Raw genomic sequence first — 26,539 nt, 5'->3', positions numbered from 1 at the left:
CTCGCCATAGTGGTCTGCTAAACAGAGGCTACGGTTTACTACTTCGCCTTGGAGCTAGGGAATGTCCATCGCCCGTTTTTCACCCTTTGAGCTGCTGCTGCTCAAAAGCCGCAGCCAAGTGGATACGGCCACACTACTACTGCTGGGCTGGGTGCTGGTGCACCGCCAGCACGTCTCGGAAGGCCAGCGGCGTCGCCGCTTGGCCCAGGTGACATCGCAGTTTCGCCACGGACACGAACTGGGGCCGGTGATGAGTATTGCCCACAGCCAAGACCTGCACGCCATTCAGCTGGCCGCCGAGGTGGTACGCAAAGAGTGTTCTAAAGAGCGTAGCCTGAGTGTGATGCACCAAGCGATTACCGTGGCCACGGACGACGGCGATATTTCGTTGGCTAATCATTACATTCTGCGGTTTTTAGCCGATTTGTTAAACGTGACGCCCACGACCCTGGGTACGCTGTTCCAAGAGCTGACCGGCCAGCCGCTGCGCCAGCCGGAAGACCCGAGCCGCGACGCCTACTGGCAAGCTCACGACCCGGACTACTATGCCCGCAAAGCGCGGGAAGAAGCCGAGGCTGCACAACGCGCCAAGGCATCGCAGGCCGAGCAAGAACAGCAGCAGCGGGCCAAAGCCGATAAGCAGCAGGAAAAAAAACAGAAGCAGCAGGAAAAAAAGCAGCAGAAAGAGGACGCCCGCCGCGCCAAAGCGCGGGCGGAACAGTCCAGCGCCGAACAGGCCCGAGCCGAACAAGCGCGTCAGGAGCAGGCACGCCAAGAGCGAGCACGCCAGGAGCAGGCGCGGCAAGAGGAGTCACGACGACGCCAGCAACGTAGCAGCCCACCGCCTCCCGATCGCACCACTCGCGCCCTCGCCGTCCTGGGGCTGACGCCAGGGGCGAGCAAAACCGATGTACGCCGCGCCTATCGCCGCATGGCCCAGCTTCACCACCCAGATCGCTTCTACTCCGAGAGCGAGCACCAGGTCGCTCTAGCGTCGGCGCGTTTTCAACGCATCAAAAATGCCTATGATTATTTGATGCAAACCTACTAATCACTACGCTTGGAAAGAGACTTCCTGGATTATGCGCGACCTGTACCAACGCCTCGCCCTGACACCAGAGGCCAACGACCAGCAGATCAAGAGTGCCGTGGACCGCTGCCCCAATAGCGCGCTACGCCAGGATGCCACGTCCGTGCTCGCCGTGCCGCCTCACCGGCAAACCTACGACACCCTGCACCATACGCTGAGCGACATTGGCCGCCTGCGCGCTCGCCTAGGCCTGACCCACGGTGCCCATTGGCAGGGCGACGTGGCCAACGACTTCTCTTTACCGCCGGATCATGCAATCTCTCGCCACGATGAACTGGTCGATCGCGTCAGCCATGCGGTGTCGCTCTACAACCGCTGGCGCCGCCTGCGCGGGCCATGGCTACTCATCGCCGTTTTCACCGTGGGGGCGAGTATAGGCCTCGCTCTGGGGTTTGTCCTGAGCATGGGGCTTGGCTTGGGCTGACGTGCCGTGGCGCTCCCGCTCGTCCTGACGGATTTCCGCCTGAGTGGGGCGTGGTGCGGGCTTCGGGGGCGTCGGCTTTTTGTGCGCCTCGTCTGCCGAAGAGGAAGCACTCTCCTCCCCTCGCTCCAGGCTTAGGTCGGTGCCGGAGGCGTCTTCCATACGCGACTCGGAGCGTGCCTCCATGCTGACACTCAAACGCGGCACGCCCAGGTCGATCTCTTGCGCTTCCATGCGCTGCTTCAGCAGCAGATTGAAGGCACGAGAGACATCCCACTGCATTTCCGGTGCGGTGCGAAAACGCATCCGCAGGATGGGGCAGCCCTCTTCGAAGCCCTGCACGCCCTGCATCTCTAGCGGCGACCAGATGTAGTGACGCATCATCGGGTCCTTGCGCAGCTCCTGGGCGGTCTCCTGCATCAGAGTAATCGCATCGTCGATTTTCATATCGTAAGGAATGCGAATACGCATCAGCGCAATACCGAACTGGCGAGACATATTGTGGATCGATTCGATGCGGCTAAAGGTGATGATGTGCACCACGCCATCCAGGTCTCGCAGCCGCACGGTGCGCAGCGTCAGACCTTCTACCGTGCCCATATGCCCGTTGATCTGCACGAAGTCGTCCACCGCTAGCGAGTCTTCGATCAGTATGAAGATACCGGTGATCAAATCCTGCACCAGGGTTTGCGCACCAAAACCGATGGCCAGACCGATCACACCGGCACCGGCCAGCAGCGGCGTGACGTTTACCCCAAGATTGGCTAGCCCTGCGATCACCGCGATGATGAGAATCGCTACGAAAATGACGTTGCGAATCATCGGCGTGATGGTTTGTGCACGGGCTTGATTTACCCGCCGCCCGCGTGAGCGGGCCGACGAGGTCAGCGCCCGCTGAATGGCCGTATCGGCAAAGATCCATACCAACCACGCCAGTAAGATCGTTGCCCCAAGGCTCACCAGTGCTTGCCCGATGCGGGCGCTGGCCACCGCCTGCTGGCCTAAACCAAACAGCGAACCGCCCCACACTTGCATAGAGAGCTCGGCGAACACCATCCACGCGCAAATATGTGCCAGCACGAACCCGAAACGTTCCAAACGCTTGCGGTACTGGCTGAAGCGGCGGCGATGGCGGCGCTTGTTGAGCCGCTCGGCTTGGCGGCGCAGCAGCCCGGTCACGACTAGCGTCAGCACCAGTAAACTGGCAGAGACAATCGAGCGCGCCAGGGCCGTCCCCACATCCCCCACGGTAATGAAAATCGCCAGCAGCGAGCCGCCCACCATCAGTAGTGCCGGAATATGCCATAGCCCGCCAAGCGCCCGTACCATCTCGACGGCGGTGCTGGCATCGCGTCGCTGTTTGTAGGGTCGGTTACAAATCAGATGACGGATCGGCCGCTGAAATTTGAAGATGAAACGAGCCGACAAGAGCGCTGCCAGCATGTTCGCCAATACCGATACGAGGCTGGAGAGCTCTGCCCCCAGCAGCTCCACCAGCCGCGTGGAGTTCACCGCATCGCCCAAGGCAATCAGCGCGCCGATGACGAACAGACCTCGTAGCGCTTTGTGCTGTAACACCTGCACTGCCGGGAAGCGGTGCCCATGGCTAAAGAAGGCAATGACGGTCTCGAAAACCACCGAGAGCGCCCGACCACATAGGCAGATGTACGCCACCACCAATACCACTGCCCGCCCGGGGCTATAGGGGAGAATTTGCCCGATACCGAGCGTAATGGCGAAGGCCAGCGTCCAGGGCAGCATTCGACGCAAAAAGTGCACTGCCAACAGCCACGCTTTGGGGTCCCTTGGCAGGTCCAGCGGCCAGTGACGTCGCGTGGCGATCAAGCGACCAAAGGCGATCATGACGACCAATAACGCGCTCCACACGAAGGCCAACACCGCGCCGTCGGCTATCGCGCGAATGGCTTCTCCTTGATCTGCACCATCGTTCAGGGCGCGTAAGTCCTCGACGCCCTGCACGAGCTGGCGGGACCACTCATCGATGGGCGAGTCGCCCGCTTGAGCCTGCTCGCCAATGTCGGTCAACGTGTCGGCCAGCGCGCCTAACAACCCCTGGCGAACGACGCCATCCTCCTCGGCGGCCTCGGTGCTCACCTGCAGCTCGCGCAGCGAGTCCAGTAGTGCGGTGCGCTGCTCCTCGTTTTCGAGCATCGAGATCACATCGCTCAGCGAGCTCTGAAACTCCTCGTTGCTCACCTCCGCCTGCTCCGACGACTCACTGCCGGTCAGGTTGGGCAGCGAGACACTTTGCGCAGACGCCGCAGAACCGAGCAGCAGGCTGAGTAAGATGCCGACGATGATCTTGGTTATCCAGTGCTGTCGCACGCATTGCTCCCGACATAGACCGGCCAAGGGAACCGGTGATTAACATTGAACACGCGGATGGCGCTCAGCCTCGACGCGTGATTATGATAGGCTGACGCTACAAACGTTCACCTCAAGGATACCGAGATGACGCTGCAAGCCCCACCCAAACGCGACAATAAAGATGGCCAGCGGCGCCGTGTCGGCGTCGAAATCGAATTCGCTGGTTTACCGCCACGCGAGACCGCCGAGCTGGTGCGCATGCTGTTTGGTGGGGAGCTTAACGTGGTCAGCCCTCATCGGCTACAGGTGGAAGGCACCCGTTGGGGAGAGTTCGGTATCGAGCTGGACACCCAATATGCCCACCCCGATAAAGCCCTGCTGGAAGAGCATCACGAAAGCGATAGCGAGTGGGCACGTCAACAGCATCAGCGTCGGGTCGAGTTCCATCAAAAAACCCGAGAACTGATTGGCGACATGGTGACCGGCTTGGTACCCACCGAAATCGTCTGCCCACCCATTCCATGGGACGAGCTGGAAACGCTGGATACGCTCTTCGAAACGCTGCGAGAAAAAGGTGCCAAAGGCACCGATGCCAGCCTGCTCTATGGCTTTGGCCTGCATCTCAATCCCGAGGTGGAGAGCGATGAGGTGGATTATCTGCTCGCCATGATGCGCGCTTATCTGCTGCTGGCCAGCTGGCTACGCGAAGAGATCAAAGTCGATATCACTCGGGAAATGCTGCCCCATGCCAACCCGTTTCATAAAGAGTATGCGCTGAAGGTGCTGGACGCCCGCTACCAGCCGGACCTGGATACTTTCATCGAGGACTACCTGGACCACAACCCCACCCGCAACCGAGAGCTGGATCTGCTCCCGCTGTTTGCGTATCTGCGTCCCAACCACCCGCACCCGCTGCTGCATGGCGAGTTGACCAAGCCGCGCCCGACCTTCCACTATCGCCTGCCCAATGCCCAGCTCTCACAGCCAGGCTGGGGATCGGTACTGGAGTGGAACCGCTGGGTCGAAGTCGAGAAGCTAGCCGCCAACGATGACGTGCTGCGAGCGCGCTGCGATGAATACATTGCCGAGCATGGCAAGCCTTGGTGGGAACGCTTGAAGGCAGCGCTATCGAGGCCGTTTGGCGCCTCATGACTCTCCCCTGCCTTCATTCATCACAGCAATAAGAGACGCTCGCCGCATGCCTCGACCGCTGATCGGAATCACCACCTCGGATCGTAAAAGCCAACTTGCCTGGTGCTTTGACTGGTTTGCCGTCTGGCGACATGGCGGCAAGCCGCTTCGCCTGTCGCCCTCTCGGGCTCTCCCTGACCACCTGGACGGTTTGATCATTGGCGGTGGCGACGACATTCAAGCGCACCTTTACGGCGGCGAAGTTCAGTTCGACGTGCGTTTGGACCCCGCCCGAGACGAGCTGGAGCTGAGCCTGCTCAACCGCTTCATCCCGCAAAACACGCCGGTACTCGGCATTTGTCGCGGTGCGCAGTTGATCAACGTGCACCTAGGCGGCACGCTGGATCCCGATATCTATACCACCCATGAAGGTTTGAAGCGGCGGCGTACCGTGCTGCCCCGTAAAACGGTCGATATCGTCGGCGGCAGCCAACTGTATCAATTGCTGGGCGTCACTTGGTGTCGGGTGAACAGCCTGCATCACCAGGCCGTCAACCGCGCGGGAAAAGGCATCCAGATCGTTGCACGGGATCGCGACGGATTGGTTCAAGGGATCGAATCAGAGGACCACGACTTTCTGATCGGCGTGCAGTGGCACCCGGAGTGGCTGATTTTCAACCGTCCCCAGCAGCGCCTCATTAGCGCGCTGGTGACGGCGGCCAAACAGAGCCGCGAACGGGCTAGCGCTTGAGGGCTGCCAGCGCCGCGTCGTAATCCGGTTCGTTTTTCAGTTCGCTCACTAGCTCGCTATGCAGCACACGGTTGTCCGTATCCAGCACGACCACGGCCCGCGCGCACAGTCCTTCCATGGCGCTATTGCAAAGCGCCACGCCCCAGGCCTTTTGAAATTCGCGATGACGAAAGGTGGAGAGCGTTTCGACATCGTCCAACCCTTCGGCGCCACAAAAGCGTTTGGCGGCAAACGGCAGGTCTGCGGATACGACAAGCACGATGGTATTCTCCAACTGGGAGGCCAGCTCGTTGAAACGCCGAGTGGACATCGCGCAGGTAGGGGTATCGACACTGGGGATGATGTTTAGCACCTTACGCTTGCCCTGATAGGTCTCCAGGGTGACATCTTCGAGGTCGGTGTTTGTCAGCGTCATCTCGGGGGCAGCTTGACCTACCGCAGGCAGCGTGCCCGCAACGTCCATCGGCGCGCCCGCGCGGGTAATCTGTTGCATCTACAGCTCCTAATGTATGGTAAAACGTTGGTCGAGGAAGACGTTTTAGCTTACAGCGGAATCACCCGATTCGGCTATCTTTCCACTGCCGCGATACGATAACGAGAATGCCATGGCCTCTTTAGTCATCATCAAAACCGGGGATGCCTTCCCTGAAGTGGTCGACCAACACGGTGATTTCGAGCAGCTGTTCACACGCCGATTGAACGAGGCGCTTCCTTCGGGAGTCACGCTCGAGGTATGGGATGCGCGGCTGACGTCGACCCCACCCGACGACATCGTCGGCGCCGTGATCACCGGTTCGCATAGCATGGTAAGCGAGCAACCCTCCTGGAGCGAGGCGCTCAAGCCGTGGCTGCAGCAAGCCCTTGCCGATGACCTGCCGCTGCTGGGCGTTTGTTACGGACATCAGCTCATGGCAGCGGCCTTTGGCGGCATCAGCGACTACCACCCTGCCGGGCGAGAATCGGGCACGCGCACGGTGCGATTGACCCAAGCAGGCCAGCAAGACCCACTCTTTCGCCAGCTACCCGAGCACTTTCCCGCGCACCTCACCCATGCCCAGTCGGTAATGCAGCTTCCCCATGGCGCCACGATTTTGGCCCACAACTGTCACGACGCTCACCAAGCGCTGCGTTACGGGCCACGCCAATGGAGCGTGCAATTTCACCCGGAGTTCTCTTCCCCGGTGATGCGTGCCTATATCGAGCGTCAACGCGCCGCCCTACGCGACCAGGGCGACGATCCTGATCGACTGCTGGACGACATTCGTGAAACGCCAGACGCCACCAGCTTGCTGCAGCGCTTTCTCGGCTTTATCTAAAGCAGCCGCCTTTGGCTCGCTTTATGGTCCCTCCGTGACGCCAGCCGATCGGCCAACCGGGTCGGCTCGGGCAGCTTGGTGCGTCCCAGACATCGCAACACCCACTCGAGCGACGTTTCCAGCGTGAGCCGATGCCCCGGCGAGACGAACACCGGCTTGACGTTTTCCCGCGAGCGCAGCACGGCACCGATCACCTCTTGATCCGCCATCAGCGGCACCCAATCACCCCGCGCGTCGCCTACCGCGCCATGCGTGCCGGTTAAGCGTGACTTGGCGATACCGATGGTAGGCAGATCGAGCCACAGCCCCAAGTGTGCTGCTACGCCAAGTCGCCTTGGATGGGCAATGCCTTGGCCATCGACCATAACCAGCTGTGGCCGCGTTTCGAGCTTGGCAAATGCGCCTAGCGCGGCAGGAATCTCCCGAAAGGAGAGCAAGCCGGGAATATAGGGCATGCGGGTAGGTTCGCGATGCACCACCTGCTCGACCACGGGCAACTGAGGAGCCGCCTCAGGTGACCACTTCAATACGACCACCGCCGCCCGCGTTACCGCTCCCTCCTCCTCGAAGCCAATATCCACCCCCGCGATATACCTCACCGGATCGATGCGATCACGGCTCTCCAACTGCTTGGCGAGCCGTGACTGCAGGGCAATCGCCTGTTTGGGTGACAGGTTCCATTCGTGTAGCGCAGCGTCCATGCAGGCTCCTTGTATCCAGGTAATGAATATTTAGCGTAGCCAAAAAAAATCCCCCTATGCCAGCAGGCACGGGGCCAGTGGCATAGGGGGATGTGACTCATCGGTTAGGCGCTAACCAGCGCCTAGCAATGAGTTATGCGCGTTCGCGACGGCGAACCGGGGCATCGCCATCGTCACGACGACGGCGCGGGGCGCGCTCCGGCGCACGGTCTTCGCTGATTTCCAGCGGGCGACCGGCCACACGGGCGCGGGCCATTTTCGCCAGAATCGTGGAGGGCAACCCGCTGGGCAGCTCGACCACGGAGAAGGCGTTACGGATATCGATACGGCCGATACGTGCGCCTTCGATACCACCTTCGTTCGCCAGCGCGCCGACCAGTTGGCCCGGCTTCACGCCGTCTTTATGGCCTACCGAGACGCGGTAGCGGGTCATGCCTTCGCTGGGCGCGCTGGAGCGCTCGCGGCGGGCACCACCCGGCTTGCCCGGTGCGCCATCGCGCGGGGCACGCTCTTTGCGCGGTGCCTGAAGACGACCAATCGGCGCTTCGTCAGCACGGGCCATGGCGGCAAACGCGCAGGCCAGCTCAACGGCGTCATGCCCCTCTTCCACCAGGCGCTCGACCAGGGCGCGCTGCTCTTCAGCGCCTTTGGTCAGTGCAGCCACCACGCGGTGATGGAATACGTCGTCACGGTGAGCGCGGATAGCGGCTTCGTCAGGTAGCGGCATTTCGGTCATTTTCTGACCGGTGGCCTGCTCCATCCAGCCCACTTTGCGACCTTCACGGAAACCCGCGAACGTAATCGCGATGCCGCTACGGCCCGCACGACCGGTACGACCGATACGGTGGGTGTAGGCTTCTGCATCTTGCGGTAGGTCGTAGTTGATCACGTGGGTGATACGCGGAACGTCGAGGCCACGGGCCGCCACATCGGTCGCGATCAACACGTCGACCTTGCCACGCTTCAAGCGGGTAATGGTGCGCTCGCGCAGGCTCTGATCCAGATCACCCGATAGGCCAGCGGCGTTGACGCCACGAGCGGTCAACTGCTCGACCAGCGTGGTACAGGCCGCACGGGTGCGCACGAAGACGATAGCGGCATCGACCGGCTCGACTTCGAGAATACGCGACAGCGCTTCCAGCTTGGCACCACCGTCGACACGCACGAGGCGCTGCTCGATGTTTTCACCTGTGGTCGTGCGCGACTCGATCGCCACCTTCACCGGGTTGACCAAATAACGGTTGACGATGCGCTCGATTTCCGTCGGCAGCGTGGCCGAGAAGAAGACACGCTGGGCATCTTTCGGGGTATCGGCAACCACGCGTTTGACGTCGTCGATAAAGCCCATGCGCAGCATTTCGTCGGCTTCGTCCAGTACCAGTGCGGAGAGACCGTCCAATTTCAGGCTGCCGCGATCCAAGTGGTCGATCACTCGGCCCGGTGTGCCAACGACCACTTGTGCGCCACGCTTCAACGCACCTAGCTGTTCACGGTACTCTTGACCACCGCAGAGGGTAGCCACTTCCAACCCCTGAAGGTTTTGGCCATAACGGCTAAAAGAGACGGCGACCTGTTGAGCCAGTTCGCGGGTCGGCGCAAGCACCAGTACCTGGGGCTCGCGACGCTGCATGTCGAGACGCGACAGCAGCGGTAATGCGAAAGCAGCGGTTTTGCCGGTACCCGTTTGCGCTTGGCCCAGCATATCGCGACCTTCCAGCAACGCAGGAATGGTCTGCGCCTGGATGGGTGAAGGAGTTTCGTAGCCCTGTGCTTCAACAGCAGACAGAACGGCAGGCAATAGAGCCAGATCGCCGAAGCTCGGCGAGGCGACAGAAGTCGAGGTCATTAATCACACCTTGGTAGGCCGGAAGAACCGGCAAAAAACATCGTAAGCGTCTCTGACTCTGTTTTCATGCAGCGCGTAACAGTACGCTGCAAAAGAACAAGGCTCCGCATCGCGGATATCGTCATCAGTGGAGTCGGAGACGCCGGTCGCACCTGGCATTCGGCTGGCAACACCGCATTTGCGGGCCAACCGCTGTGGCGACCTTCTGCGCCGATTTCACCCGTTTGGTGAAATACTGGAGGCGCGCCATCTTCACAGCAATGAACATCTGCAGTCAGTGAGATGTTCCCGCAAACGTTTCGACTGGCGTGGCACGTACTGCTCAGCGTCAGTGATGAACGTTTATCGTCGTGATGGAGGGGTCAACACATGCGAGGAGCGCGCATCCTAACACCCCCCACGGGTTCTGACCAGCCTTTTTGTTTTAACCCATATCAATACCCGAGCTTGCACATGTGCATATGTCGTCTAACCTGAGAAATGCCTGATGACGTTCACGAACTTCAAGGAGTGATAAACATGAACTGGGATCAAATCGAAGGCAGATGGACAGAAGTGAAAGGTAAAGCCCGCGCGAGTTGGGGTGAGATTACTGACGACGAGCTGGATCAGATCGGCGGTAAAAAGGATCAATTGGTCGGTAAGCTTCAGCAAAAATACGGCTTGGAGCGTGAAGAAGCTGAGCGCCGCGCGGATGATTGGGCCAACGGTCTCTAAACTCTGTCGTACGACGACCTTTCACTAAAGGTCTTAATACCGAATTCACCAAGAGTAGCATGACGCTACCTACCGATAGCCACATGGAGAGAAGCTATGCGTAAATCCATTCTAACGACTGCCATCACAACGGCCCTCTTAAGCGGCATGGCGTTTGGTGTTCACGCCCAAACCGAGCCTCAGGGTATGTACTCCGCTGAAGACATCCTCGATGCAGACGTCTTCTTTGCCAATGGTTCTGGCGAAGAAATCGGGGAAGTCGACGATATTCTGTTCGATGAAGAGATGCGAATTTCTGCACTTGTCATCGAGAGCGGTGCGGTATTGGGCTTAGGTGGCCGTGAAATCGTCGTTGACACGGACAATTTCACGCTCGAGACGCACACTGAAAGCGATGGTGAAACCGAACACCGCATCATGCTTGAAGCCACGTCAGAAGAGGTAGAATCCTTCCCAACGTATGATCGTGATTGGTGGGAACAGACCAAAGCCAATGCGCGGGATGCGTGGCAAACCACTAAAGAAGGCGCCCAGAGCGCCTGGCAGACGACTCGTGAAGCCGTGAACGACGAGTAATAGGTTCTAAATTCGTCCTGCTGTGACAAAGTCAAAGGCCATCCATGCGGATGGCCTTTTTATATTTGAAGCACGGGGTCAGGATGAGTGGCGACGTATTCCCTGGCCTGGCAAACGCTCACGGTCATGAGAACGAGTAAAGTCCAACAGCGGCCCAGCAGGTACGATACGGGTAGGGTTGATCGTATCGTGACTATAATAGTAGTGACGCTTGATGTGATCCATGTTGACCGTCTCGGCCACTCCCGGCCACTGATAAAGCTCGCGTACGTAATTCGAGAGATTGGGGTAGTCATCAATGCGTTTGAAATTGCACTTGAAGTGGCCAAAATAGACCGCATCGAAGCGAATCAGCGTAGTGAAGAGACGAATATCCGCTTCGGTCAGCCACTCACCCGCCAGATAGCGTTGCTCTCCAAGCCGCTTCTCCATGCGGTCTAGCGCATCGAACAGCGCCGTCACGTGCTTCTCATAGACCTGCTGATCCGTGGCAAAACCGGATTTGTACACCCCATTATTGATGTGGTCGTACACATCATCGTTTACGTCATCAATGACACTGCGCAAATCGTCTGGATAGAGGTCCAAGTCGTTGCCAGTCAATTCATCGAAGGCGCGGTTGAACATGCGCAACAGATCGGCTGATTCGTTATTGACGATGGCGCCGCGCTTTTTGTCCCATAAAACCGGCACAGTGACCCTGCCAGTGTACGTTGGGTCTGTCATGGTATAGAGCTGATGGTGAAACTCAGCATGGTTGATGGGGTCACCGCTTGACCCTTCGTCTTGATGATAGGTCCAGCCGTTTTCCAACATCAGCGGACTCACGTGGGACGCGCCGATCAGCGACTCCAGCCCTTTTAGTTTACGCATGATGAGCGCCCGGTGCGCCCAGGGGCACGCGAGCGATACGTAAAGGTGGTAGCGATCGGCTTGAGCCGGGTAGCTATCCCCGTCAGAGGCTTGGTCGCTACCCACCCAATCGCGCAGCTGCGCGGATTCGCGAACGAACTCCCCGCCATGCTTTTTGGTGTCGTACCACTGATCGACCCATTCGCCGTTGACTAACAGTCCCATCGGGCATCTCCTGCATTGAACGTTTTTCGATGTTTATACCGTTCAGCATACCCCCGACGGGATAAGGCTCAAGCGGATGTTTTACGGCTGTTCATTCGAGGGAATCGAACGTTGCTCGCATACCTCTTTCACTGCTCGCTTCAGCGCTGCCGCCATGGCATGGGCGGCTGGACCCGCACGATCACGATCACGAAAAATAAGCTGAACAGGGACCTCGCGAACGCCTCCCGCAGTGAGCGGCAGCGGCTTCAAGGCTCCGCTGGCCAGTTCGTCGGCAATACGGGTTTCCGGAATCCAAGCGAAACCGAGTCCGCGTCGCAGCATGTCCAATGAGGTGCCCACATGCCCGACGGTCCAGCGCTGCTCGGCTTTCAACCATCCCGCATTGGTGGACTGACGCAGCGCGGAATCGCGCACCACTAGCTGACGATGTTGGGCTAAATCACGCAAATCCAGCGAGCGCCCAAGTTGATGCAGAGGATGACGCGGATGTGCTACCGCCACGAAACGAATATTGACCAGCGGCTCTCCCAAAAACCCTTGGGCCTCGATACCTGAGACCACTAAGTCGGCACGGCCATCGTAGAGCATCTCGGTCCCCCCGTTAAGCACGCTCTCGTGGAGCTGCACGCGTACCTGAGGATAGGTTTCCGAAAAGCGTTCCAGTGCTTTGGCTTGCGCCGCTGCAGGAAAAATCTGATCGATCGCCACGACGATCTCTGCTTCAAGCCCCGCCGCCAAGCGCGAGGCGACGTCTTCCAGAGACGCCGCGCTTTCGATCAGCTGCCGGGCCCGTCGAAGCAGCAACTCACCCGCTTCGGTCAGCCGCACCTGCCGCCCGATGGGCTCGAGCACCTGGATACCCAACTGTTCTTCTAATTTATGCACCGCATGATTCAGCGTAGAGGGGCTTTTATGGATCGCCTCTGCCGCCCTTGCGAAGCCGCCATGATCCACCACGGCGGCCAGCATTTGCCACTGCGCTAGTGTTACCCGAGACATTTCGATTTCCTCGACGCCATACAGCGAAACCATCCGCTTCATCTTCGAAAAACAATCCTAGAATGCCAGGAAATGATGGTGAGTACTTGTTTGTTAGCGAATTTCGTTGACTCACTGCTCCATCTCACGGAGTCATAGTCCCCAAAAAGCCCCAAAGAAACTCAATGAAACATTAAAATACAAAAAATTACCCTATTACTATTAGCAACTCCGCTGGATACGCCTTGCACTCATACGATTGACGCGGCGTTGCATTTTTGAATCGTTAACCGGTGTTATGGATGTTATTAATGCGGGCTTACATGCTGATATGGGCACAAAACGCTCGTTTATTTAGACGCACGTTATATTTCCCTGTCACAAGACTTCATTTGCGTCTATGGTGAAGGTGAATACACCGTTTTGTTGGCTTTAGAAAGCTGCGGCCTTTTGGTTACTTTTGTTAGCAAACGGTGTTCATGGCTGAATAAGAACCCTTCATATTTGCGCTATTCAGCGGAAGTATATTTTGTGTATGAATGTACAGTCTATTCACCCCCTTTCCCTTGGGGTATGGTTCCCGAGTTTGCTTACTTTCATGTTACTTTTATTTCACGAACTCGGCGGCCTATTTACTCATGTTGCGAATCCTCCATTCGCTGCCTCGCACGCACAAATTATTACTGTTACCCGTGGCCACCATGGTCACCGTGCTGGGCGCACAAAAACTCATCACCACCTATCATGACCTGAATCAACCTCAAACACCGCTGGAGAGCGTGCTCGTTCCGCTACCCAGCGACTCAGCCCCCGGCGTCCCGTCGCTTCGTCAAGAGCGAACGCCAGTGGCAGAAGCGATCGACCGCGCTTCTCGCGCCCTCGACGCGACCCGCGAACACATCCCTTTGAGTGAACTCACCGCCACCGAGATCGTCGATCTCGATGTGATTCCCAGTGCCGAAGCGTCCATGGCAAGTGATGCAGCCTCACACGCTGCGCATCCTCGGGTCGCGCTGAGCGACAGCCCGTTGGATGATGGCGCGCTGCATATGGCGATCGTGTTAGGTACGATTACAAGCGGCATGCTCAATGTCGACGACTCCGTCGAAATCGCTGATGCCACTTCTTACGAGGATTATGGGGTCGAACTCTACGAGGACGATGTGTCGTTCCTGGAACTGGAGCTGGCAGCCGAAGAGCCGTTCGTTCCTGAGTGGGAAACTCATATCGTCGAGCCTGGCGAGACGTTTGCCGTGTTAGCGCAAAACGAGCTGGGCTTGGGGTACAGCGAAGTGCTCGCCCTGCTGGACGACCTACCCGATCCTCGTATGTTGACGCATTGGCGTGCAGGTCACAGCTTCGACTACCAGTTGGACGAAACGGGCCGGTTGTTGGCACTGCGCATGATGAAGAACACGCGCGAAGGCGTTCTACTAGAGCGGGATAGTGACCAATACGCCATTACGGCTATCGAACGTCAGGGTGAGCCCGTACAGCGCCTTTATGCCGGTAGCGTAACGGGCAGCTTTGCTCGCTCAGCCCAAGCCACCGGCTTGAGCAGCAGCTCCGTCACGGAGCTTACGCGCATCTTGCAAAAAAAGCTGGACTTCCGTCGTGACAGCCGCCGGGGGGATCAGTTTCAGGTCTTGGTCGAATCTGACATGATCGATGGCGAGACACTTGATTCGCGTGTACTGGCCGTTAAGTATGACGGCGAGCGTATGGACCTGACCGTCGTGCGCAATACCACCGACGATAATTTTTACACGCCCGAAGGCAGCAGCCTCGATCCGGCCTTTGCGCGTCGTCCTTTCGAAGGTAATTATCGTCTTAGCTCCAACTTCAACCCACGCCGCCTACATCCGGTCACTGGGCGAGTGAGCCCGCACAACGGCACCGACTTTGCGATGCCCATTGGTACCCCCATTACCGCGCCTGCGAATGGTCGTGTCGAGCGTGTCGGCAACCACCACGCTGCCGGTCGTTACATTGTCGTGCGCCATGACAACGGCTACCGCACCCGCTATTTGCACTTGTCGCAACCATTGGTCAGCCAGGGCGAGCGCGTCACGATGGGCGAGCGTATTGCGTTGTCCGGTAATACCGGCCGCAGCACAGGCCCCCACCTGCATTATGAAGTCATCGTCAATAACACGCCGGTGAACGCGATGACGGTCGAACTGCCCGAGAACACTAGCCTAAGCGGCGATACGCTTATCGCGTTCCAACGCCAAGCCGAGCCAATGTTGGCCGCGCTGGAGAGTGGCGAAACCGGCACCATCAGCGTGGCTAACTATGAGCGCAATAACGACAGCGACGAAAGCCTCCAATAAGCACTCTCCACGGCGATACAAAAGAGCCGCTCCACACGACGTGGGGCGGCTTTTTTGACACTACCAGTCCTGATGAATGACGAGCGACTTACACTGCCTCGAGCGCTGCGAGCAGCGCCGCATCGCGGTGATAGATATCCTCTCTGAACACTACGTCTCCTTGCCCGTTGGGCCAAGCAGTCAGGTAGTGCAGCGCTACCGGAATACGGTTAGGCAAGTTCACGTTTTGATCGCTGCGGCCATTCGCGATCAGCGTATCGAGCTGATAACGGCTGCCGCTGTCTTGCAGTAGGAGCTGGGCAAATTCCGTTACCCCCTCAACCCTCACACAGCCAGAGCTCAGTGCCCTGTGCTCACGCTGAAAGAGCCCTCTTGCCGGGGTATCGTGCAAGTAAATCATGTCGTTATTGGGAAAACGCACCACGACACGTCCCAGAGGATTGCTGCTCCCTGCCACTTGGCGAAGCATCACGCCTCCCGGACGCTGCCAATCGATCGTGCTCGCATCCAGCGTTTCTCCGGATAGGCTCACTACCTGAATGTTCTGCCGCGCCAGATACTGCTCGTCCTGGCGGATCCGTGGTAGCACATCTTCCCGCATGATGGTCGGGGGGATCGTCCAGCTTGGGTTGACGGTCAAGTGGCTGATCGAGGAGTGGATGATCGGCGTTTCACGACTGGGCGAGCCCACCACCACTCGGGTATCCCAATGCTGGCCATTGGGGCGCGTATAATGCAAGCGATAGCCTGCAATATCGACCCACACGTTGGGCGTGCGCTCCAGCGAAGGGCGAATCCAGCGGGCTCGCTCCAGGTTGATGCGCAGTTGGTTCACTCGTGCGGAGACGGGCATGTTCAGTGCCAGCCGTGTGCGCTCTCCCACTACGCCATCTTCTTGCAACTGGTGGCGTCGCTGAAAACGCATGACCGCTTGCGCTAACTCTCGGTCGAAGCTGCGAGGGTCAGCTCCTGACGCCTGCACGTCGACCATGGGGTAAGCGCTACTATCTGCTGCCAGCAGGTGGGGCTCGCCCCATAGCGTCAAGCGCTGGCGAAGCGTTTGCACGTCATCGTCGATATCGCCGGGGCGCAGCGACTCATCGCGTCTTGGTAAATAGGGCACGCTCATCTGATCGGCCAGCCGACGATAGTGCACCAACGCTTCACGAAGCTGGGCATAGGCCGCCATATTCGGCCTCGCCAGTGACAGCGCTTGCTCGACCCTCCCCTCCTCGACGGCTTGCACTACACGTGGCAGCGCATAACGCCGCTCAGGTCGCTGCAGATCCCAATTCGGCTCGACGCGTTTAGGATCCACTTTACCGATCGATAGATGATCCAACGCCAAGAGCAGGGCCCGAGTGGCTCGCACGTCGAAATTGGCCTTCGCACGATCGTCCAATTGCTGGCTTTGCTGGAAGTCACTCAGCAACGACGAGGCTTGATAGTCGTCGGGCGTCAACCCGTCATCGGGCAACGTGTTCAACGCGCTGACCAGCGACTGAACGCGTTGAAGCTCTTGCCACGCCGGCTGCCCACCGCGCAGTTCATAGAACGACGCGATGGGCAGCGACCCTTCATGGTGTTGAAGATGCTGCGCGAGGGCTTGCTGCAACGCGGCGCTGGCTGGCTCATTGGCATCGGCCATTATCGGGCCGCTCAGCGCCAGACAGAGCGCCGCTCCTATCGCCCATCGTCTTAGTGGCTGGTGGTCGTTCATCGCCTCTCCTTGCGTTACTATGCTGCGTTGTAATGTGGCTTCACTCTTTTTGCTTACCGTCGTATCAGTAGTTCCCGTTCTGATACACGTTTTTTATCATAGCCGCTTACGCTGACTCTTGATGTATCGACCTCGTTACGCTTTTGACTCCTTCAGCAGGATAACGCCCCATGCTTTTTCGATCACGCATGATGAATGTACTGTTTTCTTTATCCATCGTACTGTTTTCTTATCCTCTTCAAGCCGCTGGCTTTTTCTCTCAAGTGGCCGCCGCCCCAGCTGCGGGGGTATCCCCCCTTCATCATCAGTTACTGCAGTTAGCGCCTAATGCCACGCCAACTGCCCTCAGGTTAGCGGCCCAGGCATTGAGCTGTGCCGATCCATCCGCAGAGCGGCTGGCCGTCATCGATTACTCGCTGCCATCCACAGAGCCGCGCATGTGGGTGTTCGATCTTCACCAACATCAGCTGCTGTTCGAGGAATTAGTGTCCCATGGACAAGGATCTGGCGATGCCGTGGCCAACGCGTTTTCCAATGTTCCCGATAGCCATCAATCCAGCATCGGTCTGTTTCGCACCATGAACAGTTACTACGGCCGCAATGGCTATTCACTACGCTTGGATGGCCTGGAGCCTGACGTCAACGATCTGGCCTTCGAGCGAGCGATCGTCATTCATGGCGCGGACTACGTAAGCCACGATTTCATCACCCAAACCGGTCGCCTAGGGCGAAGCCATGGCTGCCCGGCGGTACGTGAGGACATCACTTACCCGCTAATCGACAGTCTAAAAGAGGACCAGTACGTCTTCGCCTACTATCCGGATGAAGAGTGGTTAGCCACGTCAGCGTTTTTACGCTGTGAGTCGTCGACGCCCATGCACCTAGCCGAGATGAAATAGCGCAGGCGAGTGGTATGGCGATGCTCCTTTTTTGCGATGACAAGAGGCTGATTTTCATCAGCTAAGGCCACGCTTCACAGGCAAACATAAAAACCTTCTGCAATACTTTGTGACAAAACATCACAAATTGCGTCATCACTGAAGGTACCGGTCAATGTTTGCCTTTATGCACCCCTATCAAACGATCCGCCGCCTGGAGCAGCAAGTCGCCGAGCTACACGCTCAATTGGCCGTGGCCAAGAGCACGCGGGGCTGCCGCACGATTAGCTTAATGACGCCCCTGGAGTCGGTGAGTATGCTTCAGTCCAAAGGCGCGGATATGCTCACATCCCTAGAAGAGGGCGCCGAACGGCACGCCGAACAGCTTGCCAGTGAACGCGCCACGCTCACCGACCTGTTTACCCGGCTACATGACGCAGAAAAAGCGTCTCAACATCTTCAACAGCAGTGTCAAAGGCACCAGCAGGCCGATACGCATTACGCGGCGCCACTCGCCAGCGACACGGCCCTTCACGAGCTGCGCGGCATGAGCGTCGAACTCGCCCGTATGGCTGGTCATACCCGAGCCTTGGCGATGAGCACGGCACTCGAAGCGGTTCACGTTCAGGAAGCGCCCAGCGGCCTCACCGCCGTGGTGAGCGACATCCAGCACCTGGCCGAGCGCACCCAGCAGTTGGCGCACCAGTTGGATCAATGGGTCGAGCAAACGGCTACCATGCTGAAGGAGGATGCTCGGGTCCTTGGCCATCAACGCGAAAGCGCAAACGCTTTGGCGCGCGCCGCGCAAGACGCCGAACAAGTGATCGAACAGCTCACCGACCAAGCACGCCATATGTACAAGGTGATCCACCACAGCACTACGACGGCCTGTCTACACGCGGCCAAAGTGGAACATGCCGTGTGGAAAAGTCGTCTTTACCAGCAACTATTATCAGCTTCCCAAGAAGTTCCTCTTACGGATCAGCACCACTGCGCGCTGGGTCGCTGGTACTTGGCAGGTGACAGTCGCCGCTATCAGCAAAGCGATGCTTACCGTGCACTGGCCGTGGCTCACCGCCGTTTCCATGAGAGCGGTCTAGAGGCCTTGCGCTATTCCCGACAGGGGGGCCTGACCGGCGAGCTGGCCTCGCTGGCGCTCATGGAAGAGGCCAGCGTGACGCTGGCCCAGCAGCTCGACCGGTTGATGGAGCATGCGGTGTACGACCAGCCGCTGCCCCAGACCCGTTCATCACCGTTGGCCGACGCTCCCTAGTCTGCGGGGTAGTTCCCCATTCTTCCGTCCGGCGACTTTTATGCCATGCTAAAGGCACTTCCATCAAAGACGGAAAGGATGACGATGGCACCGGTAAAAAAGCTCGACCTCGCGCTACAGGGCGGAGGTGCTCATGGCGCGTATACCTGGGGGGTGATCGACCGCCTTCTGGAAGATGATCGCATCGAGATCGAGGGCATCAGCGGCACCAGCGCAGGCGCCATGAACGGCGTGGTGATGGCTGATGCTTTGACTCGAGGCGGAAAGCGAGCGGCGCGTCAGGCACTGCGGGAGTTTTGGCAGGCCGTTAGCCGCGCAGGCATGGCCAGCCCCATTCGCCGCTCCCCTATGGATATTCTGACCGGCAACTGGAGCCTCGACCACTCGCCGGGCTATATCGCCATGGACTTGATGACGCGCCTGGTATCACCTTACCAACTCAACCCACTCAATTTGAATCCGCTACGGGATATCGTGGCGGCTCATATCGACTTCGAACGCGTACGCCAGTGCGACCAGCTCAAGCTTTTCGTCGCGGCTACCAATGTACGCACGGGCAAGCAGCGCGTCTTTCGCCGCGAAGAGATGAGTGTCGACGCCGTCATGGCCTCCGCTTGCCTGCCGTTCATGTTTCAAGCGGTGGAGATCGATGGCGAAGCGTATTGGGACGGAGGCTACATGGGCAATCCGGCGCTGTTCCCTCTCATGGAGGAGTGCAGCGCGCGGGACATCCTGCTGGTGCAAATCAATCCGATTCGTCGCGAAGAGCTTCCCACCTCCGCCTCGGCGATCATGAACCGCCTCAACGAGATCACCTTCAACGCTGCGCTGATCAAAGAGGTACGCATGATCGCACTACTCAAGCACGCTCTCGAAGAGCAAGGTATCGAGAACTGCTATCAGCAGGCCCTCTTTCACCGCATTAGCGGCGACCAAGCCCTGGATAACCTATCGGTTTCCAGTAAGCTCAACTCCGAATGGCCCTTCCTTTGTCACCTATTCGAGCAAGGCCGAGAGGCGGCCGAGCATTGGCTCGCCACGCATTTCGATGCCCTTGGCAGGGTGTCCACACTCGATATCGATGCGGTCTACCTACACGAATAAGCGCGCTCACGCCCAGCCACTGCCCCAACTTAGCGCACGCTGCCCAAGCAGAGTGCGCTAAACGAGCGTTAAGTGCTCTACTCTCCCCCGTCTTTGCCACTTGCCAAGCAGTCTCCTATCTAAGCAAAATCTTTAACCAACTGTTTTCACTGATTTAAAAGAGTGATGGCGGAGTATTTGCTTATTTTTTCTACATGGTGATAGGCGTGGACCAGGCCCAACAGGGTACGAGTGCGTCGGACCTGACCTTCAACGATGAAGGCATGTTCCCGTAACCACGTAACGCCTGCGCGTTGCGTCTCGACAAACTCGTTCGTACGCTGTGAGGTCACTCCCATGGAGATCCGCAACAAAGCCAACCGTATCCGGTTGCTCAATTTCTCGACGCCGCAAATGCGGGCCTTTCACCTCTCCTGGTTTGCATTCCATATCTGCTTTTTTGGCTGGTTCGGTATCGCACCACTCATGGCCGTGGTGCGCGAGGATCTCGCGCTAACGCAAACCCAAATCGGCAATACCATCATCGCCTCGGTGGCGATCACCGTGATCGTTCGGCTGCTGATCGGTGTACTCTGCGACCGTATCGGCCCACGCAAAACCTATACGGGCCTGTTGATGCTGGGCTCCATTCCCGTAATGGGAATTGGCCTTGCCGACAGTTTCGAGACCTTCTTACTGGCACGCTTGGCGATTGGCGCCATCGGCGCATCGTTCGTCATTACCCAATACCACACCACCTTGATGTTTGCGCCCAACGTGGTAGGCACCGCCAATGCCACCAGCGCTGGCTGGGGCAACCTGGGCGGCGGTACCACCCAAATCGTCATGCCGCTGATTTTCGCCGGCGTTCTGATGCTCGGCGTGAACGAAGCCCTCGGCTGGCGACTCGCCATGGTGGTGCCTGGTGTGGTGCTGTTCTTTACCGGTATTGCCTACTGGCTGTTCACACAAGACGCCCCCAATGGCAACTTCAGCGAGCTGCGCGCACGCGGTGAGCTGCCACCCGCTACCGGTGAGCACGGTGCCGCCCAAAGCTTCCTGGCGGCGGCGAAGGATATCCGCGTATGGGCACTGTTCGTCGTGTATGGGCTCTGCTTTGGCGTCGAGCTAACGATCAATAACATTGCCGCCATCTACTTCTTCGACAAATTCGATCTGACCCTGGCGACCGCTGGGCTCATTGCCGGACTCTTCGGCTTGATGAACATCTTCGCTCGCACACTGGGCGGCGTATTTTCCGATCTGTTCGCCAAACATGGTGGGCTCAAAGGGCGCGTTCGCTGGCTTTTCATAGCGCTGGTGTGCGAAGGCATTGCCCTAGTGGCGTTTTCCCAAATGCACGTGCTCAGCCTAGCCATTGGCATCATGCTGGTATTTAGCCTCTTCGTGCAAATGGCCGAAGGCGCCACCTTTGGCGTCGTGCCCTTTATCAACAAAAAAGCCCTGGGGGCCGTGGCCGGTATCGTAGGGGCCGGCGGCAACGTGGGCGCGGTGTCTGCGGCGTTTCTGTTTCGTAGCGAAAGCTTGAGCTACCAGCAGGGCCTTTTCTACCTGGGCCTGACCGTGTTGGTACTAGCGTCTTGCGTACTGGTGGTGCGTTTTAGCGAGGCCACCGAAGCCGAAGAGGCCAGCGCATACCGTGATGCCGTCGGCGACGATACGGGGGCAGGTGCTCTCTCACTACGCTAATATCGGTGAATATTGCCCCTGCCAGTGTGCTGCTGCGGGGGCGTTTGACTTTTGGCGGCGAGTATCAAGGAAATCACCATGTCTTCTGCCCAACAGCTTCTCTTTACTGCCCTGCGCTGCGACATCGATAACCTTCACCATCTCGCTACGACCGTGGATATCGTGAGCGATATCAGCCAGTTCATTCATGTGCTGCAGCGCGAACGCGGCGCCTCGACGATTTACCTGGCCTCACAAGGTAAGCGTTTCAAAACCCGCCGAACGACCTACGTTCAACATAGTCAATCGGCCGAAGCCTCGATGCGCCTGCGTTTAGAAACGTTCAGCCAGGAAGCTCGACCTCAAGCCACCGCACGCTTGCTGCGCCGCATTGCCAGCGTTTGGCTAGCGCTGGATGAGCTCGATGCCCTGCGTCGAGCCATCGATACCTTTCATATTTCACCGGACGCGGCCACGCAGGCATTCAATCACCTGATTAGCGGTTTATTGGCGATCGTCTTCGAGGCCGCAGACACGGCTGTCGATCCAGACATCACCCGCGCTCTGGTAGCCACGTTCCACCTCATGCAAGGCAAGGAGCTTGCCGGACAAGAGCGTGCCTGCGGTGCCTTTGGGTTTACCCTAGGCCATTTCGATGACGCTCATCGCACGCTGCTCAACGAACTCGTCGAGTCCCAGCAACGCTGCTTCGATACGTTTGCCGAATTCGCCACCCCAGAAGCACTGAGCGCTTGGGAACAGTCGCTTTCGCCCCGAACGCTGGCCGGTATTAGCCAGCTACGCGACATCGCCTGCCAACGCTCGGAACATCGAACGGCGTCGGGCAACACCTTGGGGGAAACCTGGTATGAGCTGACGACCCTACGAATCGATACCATCAAAACGGTGGAAGACACGCTCAACACGCAGCTCATGGCCCTATGCCACCATAAAATCGCCCACGCACAAGCGGCGCTGGATCACGCCTCGGCCACACCCGACAGACCACTTCCAGCCCCCTGCGAACAGTTGCTGGCGCTTAGCCCCTCTCAACCGCTGGGCGATTTGACCGCCACTGCTCTCCATTCGCCGCTGAGTCGTTCGCTGCTGGAATTGACGCATGCGCAGTCGAGTCGTCTGCAAGGACTCAGCGACGAACTGGAAAACACGCGCAAAGCGCTGCGGGAGCGGAAGCTGATCGAACGAGCCAAAGGCCTCATCATGGCCCATCAGTCGATGAGCGAGGAGGAGGCGTACCGTTTTCTGCGCAAAACGTCGATGGATCAAAGCAGAAGCATGGCCGATATGGCACGCTCGATCCTAGATCTCTCTGCCATGCTGCAACGACAGCAAGATACACCCTAGCGAGGGCGCTCGTTTGCAACCGCACTCGGTTTTGGCCATGCTGAAGGTTCATGTATGACAGCAAGGAGAGCCAACGATGCAAGACCGCGTACTGTTAATTACCGGCGCTTCCAGCGGCATTGGCGCGGCCACCGCCCGGGCAGCGGCCCGAGAAGGGTATCAACTGGTGCTGGCCGCGCGTTCTGCCGATAAGTTGACCTCCCTTGCCCAAGAGCTCGGCCCAGAGAACGTGCTCACATGCGACGTCGATGTCACCGACTTACACCAGCAGCAAGCCATGGTGGAGCACGCCATCGAAACGTTCGGCCGTATCGACGCGGTATTCGCCAATGCAGGCCGCGGGGGCTCGCCCGGCGGTTTTAGCAGCGCCGACCATAACGCTTGGCGGGAGATGATTTTGACCAACATTTACGGCGTTGGCCTAACCTTGCAAGCCTGCCTGCCGGAGCTGAAACGCCGTCAAGGACACGTGCTGTTGACCGGTTCGGCCGCGGGACGCACGACCATCCCCGGTTCTATGTACAGCGCCACCAAATGGGCGGTCACGGGCATTGGTTACAACCTGCGCGAAGAGTTGCGCGGCTCCGGCATGCGGGTCACATTGATCGAACCCGGTATGGTCGACACACCGTTTTTCGACGAGCCGCCCGAGTATGCGCTGCAAGACCGCGATATTGCCAATGCGGTGATCTACGCGCTCGCTCAGCCGCCACACGTCGATGTCAATGAAATCTTGGTACGCCCGACGCCCCCCAAAGAGTGACCCCAACGCCACGGCGGTTGTAATTGCACTTGGCCGCCCACATAAACGCTGCATTATGAAGCGTGCTAACAAAAATAGCCCGCTGACCATGCACGTTTATTAGGTGATTTATGAGCCAACTTGCGAGCACCGCCCTCTCCGTTCTGGATCTTGCGCCCATTCGTCAAGGCGGAAGCGCAGGCGAAACGTTCCGTGACAGCGTATCACTGGCCCAGCATGCAGAATCGCTGGGCTGTCGGCGCTACTGGCTAGCCGAGCACCACAACATTGCCGGTATCGCCAGCGCCGCCACCTCGGTCTTGATTGGTCACGTGGCGGGGCAAACGTCCACGATACGCGTGGGTAGCGGTGGCATCATGCTGCCCAATCATCCACCGCTGGTCATTGCTGAGCAGTTTGGCACGCTTGAGACGCTCTATCCTGGGCGCATCGACCTGGGCCTTGGCCGAGCCCCTGGGTCGGATGGGGCGACCATGCGAGCAATGCGCCGTCACGCCCATGCAGGTGTCGACGACTTTCCGGAGCGGTTAGAAGAGTTGCGCCGCTATTTAGACGACGAGGATCCCCGCCAAACCGTCAAAGCCGTGCCCGGTCAGGGCACACACGTGCCCATTTGGCTACTGGGTTCTAGCGGCTACAGTGCCCAGCTTGCGGCGAAGCTGGGCCTGCCCTTCGCATTTGCCGCCCAGTTCGCCCCGGGCTATCTGTTCGAAGCACTCCGTCTCTATCGAGACAACTTCCGCCCCTCCGCACATTTAGAGTCACCCTATGCCATGGTCGGCTTGCCGGTCATGGCGGCTGATAGCGACGAGATGGCGCACTACTTGGCCACCACCGCCCAGCAAAAATTCTTGAACCTGATCCGGGGGAAGCCGACCCAATCGCTGCCACCGGTCGATGCCTTGGATTGGTCACCCATGGAACGCGCCCAGGTGGAGCAGTTTTTGGGAGCGGCCATCATCGGTGGCCCAGAAACGATCAAAGCACAGCTAGCCGCGTTTCAAGAACGCACGGGGGCCAACGAGCTGATGATCAATAGCGATTTTTACAGTCACGCGGATCGCTTGCGGAGTTATGAGATCGTCGCCGAGGCGGTTCGTTAAACTGTCTGCCTTAACCTTTAGCAACCAGAAAAGCGCCTGCTGCGAACATCAGCGAACCGGCCGTGCGGTTGGTGCCTTTTTGTGCGCGCTCGGACTGAAAGAAGCGGCGCGCGGAAGACGCACATGAGGCGACCAGCATCAATCCCATCATCAGCCCCACCAGCGTCAACCCGACCGCCAACACCATATCGCTGCGGTCGAGCACGGTGAGATCGATAAAGGTCGGTAAGAAAGCGATATAGAACAGAATGACTTTCGGGTTGGAGGCCGAGATCATGAAACCTTGCAGAAAACTCTTTGCAGCATCACGACGCCAAGCGCCACGGCTGGCTGGGAGGGCGTCGAGCGTTTGCGGGGATACCTCGGCGGTCCACATTTTCCAGCCCAAATAGAACAGGTAGATGGCGCCAGCGTAGCGCAGTAGCGTAAAGGCGTCTCCCCAGTGTTCCGCCAGCGCCGCCAAACCGTAAAACGCCAGCAGCAGGTAAATCACATCGCTGACCGTCATTCCCAAGGCTAACGGGATACACGAGCGCGCTCCCGATGCCATTCCCTTCGCCAGCAGGGCAAAAATACCCGGTCCGGGGGTCACGGCGAAAACGAAAATCGCCAGAAAATACGTCAGTGCACTCTCAACGGTCATGGTCTTGCCCTCTTGCGGTTCAGTGGTTCACTTATCAACGTACCCGTCGCGCAGATACGCATTGGAGTGTGCTAACGTTACGCATGACGACACCCATGGAAGACACCTCATGTCCAGCCTTCAGTTTTCGCCGATGACCGCCAAAGAGTTCGCGCTCTTCTGGCCTACGTTTCAAGCCATTGTAGCCGCCCAGAAAACCTACGCGATAGACCCCCACATTAGCCAAGAGGAAGCGTTTGCGCTGTGGTGTCAAACGCCACGTCTTAGCATGGCGGTAAAAGATGAGCAGGGAGCACTGCTGGGCAGCTACTACTTGAAGGCCAACGCCGCAGGCCCCGGCCAGCATGTATGTAACTGTGGTTATATGGTCACGCCGCAAGCGCGGGGCAAAGGGGTGGCAAGCGCCATGTGCGAACACTCACAGCAAGAGGCCGTGACGCAGGGGTTCAAAGCCATGCAGTTCAACGCCGTCGTCGCCAGCAATCACGTGGCCGTGGGCTTATGGCAACGCCTTGGCTTCGAGATCGTCGGTACCGTGCCAAACGCCTATCAGCATGCTTCATTAGGATATGTGGATACCCACGTCATGTACAAAGCACTAGTCCCACACTAACCAAGCGCTTCTACCCTGACAGCACGCCACCGCCCTACCGTCATTCAACGCTGCAAACGACAACATCGTCGCGCGAGAGTATCCGTGGTGTTCATTCTCTCTCGCGACCACACACAAATAGCACACAAACGCTATTCACTC

General features: G+C 58.5%; 24 protein-coding genes. 16 read left to right on the top strand and 8 right to left on the bottom strand.

All coding sequences use genetic code 11. The annotated features are described in order from the left end of the window. The first annotated feature begins 61 nt into the window (after positions 1-61). Positions 62-1,051 (top strand): DnaJ domain-containing protein, encoded by a 990-nt coding sequence (locus FRH_RS10330; protein ID WP_281996828.1) that lies wholly within the window; start codon positions 62-64, stop codon positions 1,049-1,051. A 31-nt stretch (positions 1,052-1,082) separates the two neighbouring features. Next, positions 1,083-1,514 (top strand): hypothetical protein, encoded by a 432-nt coding sequence (locus FRH_RS10325; RefSeq protein WP_139525268.1) that lies wholly within the window; start codon positions 1,083-1,085, stop codon positions 1,512-1,514. On the opposite strand, the gene FRH_RS10320 is transcribed toward FRH_RS10325, so the two are convergent. Beyond that, positions 1,431-3,857, bottom strand: coding sequence for a mechanosensitive ion channel family protein (locus FRH_RS10320; protein ID WP_281996827.1), 2,427 nt, complete (start codon positions 3,855-3,857; stop codon positions 1,431-1,433). The genes FRH_RS10325 and FRH_RS10320 overlap by 84 nt on opposite strands. 126 nt (positions 3,858-3,983) lie before the next feature. Here FRH_RS10320 and FRH_RS10315 point away from each other — a divergent pair, with 126 nt between their 5' ends. Then, positions 3,984-4,991, top strand: coding sequence for an amidoligase family protein (locus FRH_RS10315; protein WP_139525266.1), 1,008 nt, complete (start codon positions 3,984-3,986; stop codon positions 4,989-4,991). Between the two features lie 46 nt (positions 4,992-5,037). Beyond that, entirely contained in the window at positions 5,038-5,721 is a 684-nt protein-coding gene (locus FRH_RS10310; protein WP_139525265.1) for a type 1 glutamine amidotransferase, read from the top strand. Here FRH_RS10310 and tpx read toward each other — a convergent pair. Continuing rightward, complete coding sequence (gene tpx, locus FRH_RS10305; protein ID WP_139525264.1) at positions 5,711-6,214, bottom strand: thiol peroxidase; 504 nt, start codon at positions 6,212-6,214, stop codon at positions 5,711-5,713. The two genes, FRH_RS10310 and tpx, sit on opposite strands and share 11 nt — an antisense overlap. A gap of 112 nt (positions 6,215-6,326) precedes the next feature. Here tpx and FRH_RS10300 point away from each other — a divergent pair, with 112 nt between their 5' ends. Beyond that, positions 6,327-7,037 (top strand): glutamine amidotransferase, encoded by a 711-nt coding sequence (locus FRH_RS10300; protein WP_139525263.1) that lies wholly within the window; start codon positions 6,327-6,329, stop codon positions 7,035-7,037. Here the strand turns inward: FRH_RS10300 and nfi are convergent. Together nfi and FRH_RS10290 are read right to left on the bottom strand one after the other, a co-directional pair. Continuing rightward, positions 7,034-7,738 (bottom strand): deoxyribonuclease V, encoded by a 705-nt coding sequence (gene nfi, locus FRH_RS10295; RefSeq protein ID WP_139525262.1) that lies wholly within the window; start codon positions 7,736-7,738, stop codon positions 7,034-7,036. The genes FRH_RS10300 and nfi overlap by 4 nt on opposite strands. A 133-nt stretch (positions 7,739-7,871) precedes the next feature. Then, on the bottom strand, positions 7,872-9,584 hold the full coding sequence (locus FRH_RS10290; RefSeq protein ID WP_139525261.1) for a DEAD/DEAH box helicase: 1,713 nt from the start codon (positions 9,582-9,584) through the stop codon (positions 7,872-7,874). A gap of 519 nt (positions 9,585-10,103) precedes the next feature. Between FRH_RS10290 and FRH_RS10285 the strand changes: the two genes are divergently transcribed. Continuing rightward, complete coding sequence (locus FRH_RS10285) at positions 10,104-10,301, top strand: CsbD family protein (RefSeq protein ID WP_139525260.1); 198 nt, start codon at positions 10,104-10,106, stop codon at positions 10,299-10,301. A 96-nt stretch (positions 10,302-10,397) separates the two neighbouring features. Next, complete coding sequence (locus tag FRH_RS10280) at positions 10,398-10,877, top strand: PRC-barrel domain-containing protein (protein WP_219863009.1); 480 nt, start codon at positions 10,398-10,400, stop codon at positions 10,875-10,877. 78 nt (positions 10,878-10,955) lie between these two features. Here the strand turns inward: FRH_RS10280 and FRH_RS10275 are convergent, their stop codons facing one another. Together FRH_RS10275 and FRH_RS10270 are read right to left on the bottom strand one after the other, a co-directional pair. Further along, complete coding sequence (locus FRH_RS10275) at positions 10,956-11,954, bottom strand: glutathione S-transferase family protein (RefSeq protein WP_281996826.1); 999 nt, start codon at positions 11,952-11,954, stop codon at positions 10,956-10,958. Between the two features lie 81 nt (positions 11,955-12,035). Next, complete coding sequence (locus tag FRH_RS10270) at positions 12,036-12,956, bottom strand: LysR family transcriptional regulator (protein ID WP_139525664.1); 921 nt, start codon at positions 12,954-12,956, stop codon at positions 12,036-12,038. A 617-nt stretch (positions 12,957-13,573) separates the two neighbouring features. Here FRH_RS10270 and FRH_RS10265 point away from each other — a divergent pair. After that, the gene (locus FRH_RS10265; protein ID WP_281996825.1) at positions 13,574-15,268 is read left to right on the top strand and encodes a peptidoglycan DD-metalloendopeptidase family protein; all 1,695 of its coding nucleotides are present in this window, start codon (positions 13,574-13,576) and stop codon (positions 15,266-15,268) included. Positions 15,269-15,356: 88 nt separating this feature from the next. Here FRH_RS10265 and FRH_RS10260 read toward each other — a convergent pair whose 3' ends face one another. Further along, positions 15,357-16,988, bottom strand: coding sequence for a L,D-transpeptidase family protein (locus FRH_RS10260; RefSeq protein WP_153842225.1), 1,632 nt, complete (start codon positions 16,986-16,988; stop codon positions 15,357-15,359). 170 nt (positions 16,989-17,158) lie between these two features. Between FRH_RS10260 and FRH_RS10255 the strand changes: the two genes are divergently transcribed. The 7 genes from FRH_RS10255 (at position 17,159) to FRH_RS10225 (ending at position 25,142) form a co-directional block, all read left to right on the top strand. After that, positions 17,159-17,887 (top strand): murein L,D-transpeptidase catalytic domain family protein, encoded by a 729-nt coding sequence (locus FRH_RS10255; protein WP_153842224.1) that lies wholly within the window; start codon positions 17,159-17,161, stop codon positions 17,885-17,887. Between the two features lie 154 nt (positions 17,888-18,041). After that, positions 18,042-19,139, top strand: coding sequence for a CZB domain-containing protein (locus FRH_RS10250; protein WP_281996824.1), 1,098 nt, complete (start codon positions 18,042-18,044; stop codon positions 19,137-19,139). 84 nt (positions 19,140-19,223) lie between these two features. Continuing rightward, positions 19,224-20,243, top strand: coding sequence for a patatin-like phospholipase family protein (locus tag FRH_RS10245; protein WP_153842222.1), 1,020 nt, complete (start codon positions 19,224-19,226; stop codon positions 20,241-20,243). Between the two features lie 336 nt (positions 20,244-20,579). Then, positions 20,580-21,932: a NarK family nitrate/nitrite MFS transporter gene (locus tag FRH_RS10240; protein WP_139525252.1), complete on the top strand. Its 1,353-nt coding sequence runs from the start codon at positions 20,580-20,582 to the stop codon at positions 21,930-21,932. A 78-nt stretch (positions 21,933-22,010) separates the two neighbouring features. Further along, entirely contained in the window at positions 22,011-23,276 is a 1,266-nt protein-coding gene (locus FRH_RS10235; RefSeq protein WP_153842220.1) for a nitrate regulatory protein, read from the top strand. Between the two features lie 76 nt (positions 23,277-23,352). Continuing rightward, the gene (locus FRH_RS10230) at positions 23,353-24,039 is read left to right on the top strand and encodes an SDR family oxidoreductase (RefSeq protein ID WP_139525250.1); all 687 of its coding nucleotides are present in this window, start codon (positions 23,353-23,355) and stop codon (positions 24,037-24,039) included. A gap of 110 nt (positions 24,040-24,149) precedes the next feature. Next, entirely contained in the window at positions 24,150-25,142 is a 993-nt protein-coding gene (locus tag FRH_RS10225) for an LLM class flavin-dependent oxidoreductase (protein ID WP_281996823.1), read from the top strand. A 10-nt stretch (positions 25,143-25,152) separates the two neighbouring features. Here the strand turns inward: FRH_RS10225 and FRH_RS10220 are convergent, their stop codons facing one another. Then, entirely contained in the window at positions 25,153-25,785 is a 633-nt protein-coding gene (locus tag FRH_RS10220; RefSeq protein ID WP_139525248.1) for a LysE family translocator, read from the bottom strand. 109 nt (positions 25,786-25,894) lie between these two features. Between FRH_RS10220 and FRH_RS10215 the strand changes: the two genes are divergently transcribed. Then, positions 25,895-26,398, top strand: a complete 504-nt coding sequence (locus FRH_RS10215; RefSeq protein WP_281996822.1) for a GNAT family N-acetyltransferase — start codon at positions 25,895-25,897, stop codon at positions 26,396-26,398. The last annotated feature ends 141 nt before the right edge of the window (positions 26,399-26,539 follow it).

The sequence above is a fragment of the Halomonas sp. A020 genome (genome assembly GCF_027943625.1).
Classification (GTDB): Bacteria; Pseudomonadota; Gammaproteobacteria; order Pseudomonadales; family Halomonadaceae; genus Vreelandella; species Vreelandella piezotolerans.
This window is presented reverse-complemented; position numbering and strand designations above follow the sequence as displayed.

What these genes read in the sequence shown, in the direction of transcription:
- FRH_RS10285 (WP_139525260.1), top strand. Translation starts at nt 10,104, where the DNA reads ATGAACTGGGATCAAATCGAAGGCAGATGGACAGAAGTGAAAGGTAAA.
- FRH_RS10225 (WP_281996823.1), top strand. Translation starts at nt 24,150, where the DNA reads ATGAGCCAACTTGCGAGCACCGCCCTCTCCGTTCTGGATCTTGCGCCC.
- FRH_RS10235 (WP_153842220.1), top strand. Translation starts at nt 22,011, where the DNA reads ATGTCTTCTGCCCAACAGCTTCTCTTTACTGCCCTGCGCTGCGACATC.
- FRH_RS10270 (WP_139525664.1), bottom strand. Translation starts at nt 12,956, where the DNA reads ATGTCTCGGGTAACACTAGCGCAGTGGCAAATGCTGGCCGCCGTGGTG.
- FRH_RS10310 (WP_139525265.1), top strand. Translation starts at nt 5,038, where the DNA reads ATGCCTCGACCGCTGATCGGAATCACCACCTCGGATCGTAAAAGCCAA.
- FRH_RS10245 (WP_153842222.1), top strand. Translation starts at nt 19,224, where the DNA reads ATGGCACCGGTAAAAAAGCTCGACCTCGCGCTACAGGGCGGAGGTGCT.
- FRH_RS10215 (WP_281996822.1), top strand. Translation starts at nt 25,895, where the DNA reads ATGTCCAGCCTTCAGTTTTCGCCGATGACCGCCAAAGAGTTCGCGCTC.
- FRH_RS10240 (WP_139525252.1), top strand. Translation starts at nt 20,580, where the DNA reads ATGGAGATCCGCAACAAAGCCAACCGTATCCGGTTGCTCAATTTCTCG.
- FRH_RS10230 (WP_139525250.1), top strand. Translation starts at nt 23,353, where the DNA reads ATGCAAGACCGCGTACTGTTAATTACCGGCGCTTCCAGCGGCATTGGC.
- FRH_RS10315 (WP_139525266.1), top strand. Translation starts at nt 3,984, where the DNA reads ATGACGCTGCAAGCCCCACCCAAACGCGACAATAAAGATGGCCAGCGG.
- FRH_RS10300 (WP_139525263.1), top strand. Translation starts at nt 6,327, where the DNA reads ATGGCCTCTTTAGTCATCATCAAAACCGGGGATGCCTTCCCTGAAGTG.
- FRH_RS10280 (WP_219863009.1), top strand. Translation starts at nt 10,398, where the DNA reads ATGCGTAAATCCATTCTAACGACTGCCATCACAACGGCCCTCTTAAGC.
- FRH_RS10220 (WP_139525248.1), bottom strand. Translation starts at nt 25,785, where the DNA reads ATGACCGTTGAGAGTGCACTGACGTATTTTCTGGCGATTTTCGTTTTC.
- FRH_RS10275 (WP_281996826.1), bottom strand. Translation starts at nt 11,954, where the DNA reads ATGGGACTGTTAGTCAACGGCGAATGGGTCGATCAGTGGTACGACACC.
- FRH_RS10290 (WP_139525261.1), bottom strand. Translation starts at nt 9,584, where the DNA reads ATGACCTCGACTTCTGTCGCCTCGCCGAGCTTCGGCGATCTGGCTCTA.
- FRH_RS10250 (WP_281996824.1), top strand. Translation starts at nt 18,042, where the DNA reads ATGTTTGCCTTTATGCACCCCTATCAAACGATCCGCCGCCTGGAGCAG.
- FRH_RS10260 (WP_153842225.1), bottom strand. Translation starts at nt 16,988, where the DNA reads ATGAACGACCACCAGCCACTAAGACGATGGGCGATAGGAGCGGCGCTC.
- FRH_RS10330 (WP_281996828.1), top strand. Translation starts at nt 62, where the DNA reads ATGTCCATCGCCCGTTTTTCACCCTTTGAGCTGCTGCTGCTCAAAAGC.
- FRH_RS10265 (WP_281996825.1), top strand. Translation starts at nt 13,574, where the DNA reads ATGTTGCGAATCCTCCATTCGCTGCCTCGCACGCACAAATTATTACTG.
- tpx (WP_139525264.1), bottom strand. Translation starts at nt 6,214, where the DNA reads ATGCAACAGATTACCCGCGCGGGCGCGCCGATGGACGTTGCGGGCACG.
- nfi (WP_139525262.1), bottom strand. Translation starts at nt 7,738, where the DNA reads ATGGACGCTGCGCTACACGAATGGAACCTGTCACCCAAACAGGCGATT.
- FRH_RS10325 (WP_139525268.1), top strand. Translation starts at nt 1,083, where the DNA reads ATGCGCGACCTGTACCAACGCCTCGCCCTGACACCAGAGGCCAACGAC.
- FRH_RS10255 (WP_153842224.1), top strand. Translation starts at nt 17,159, where the DNA reads ATGCTTTTTCGATCACGCATGATGAATGTACTGTTTTCTTTATCCATC.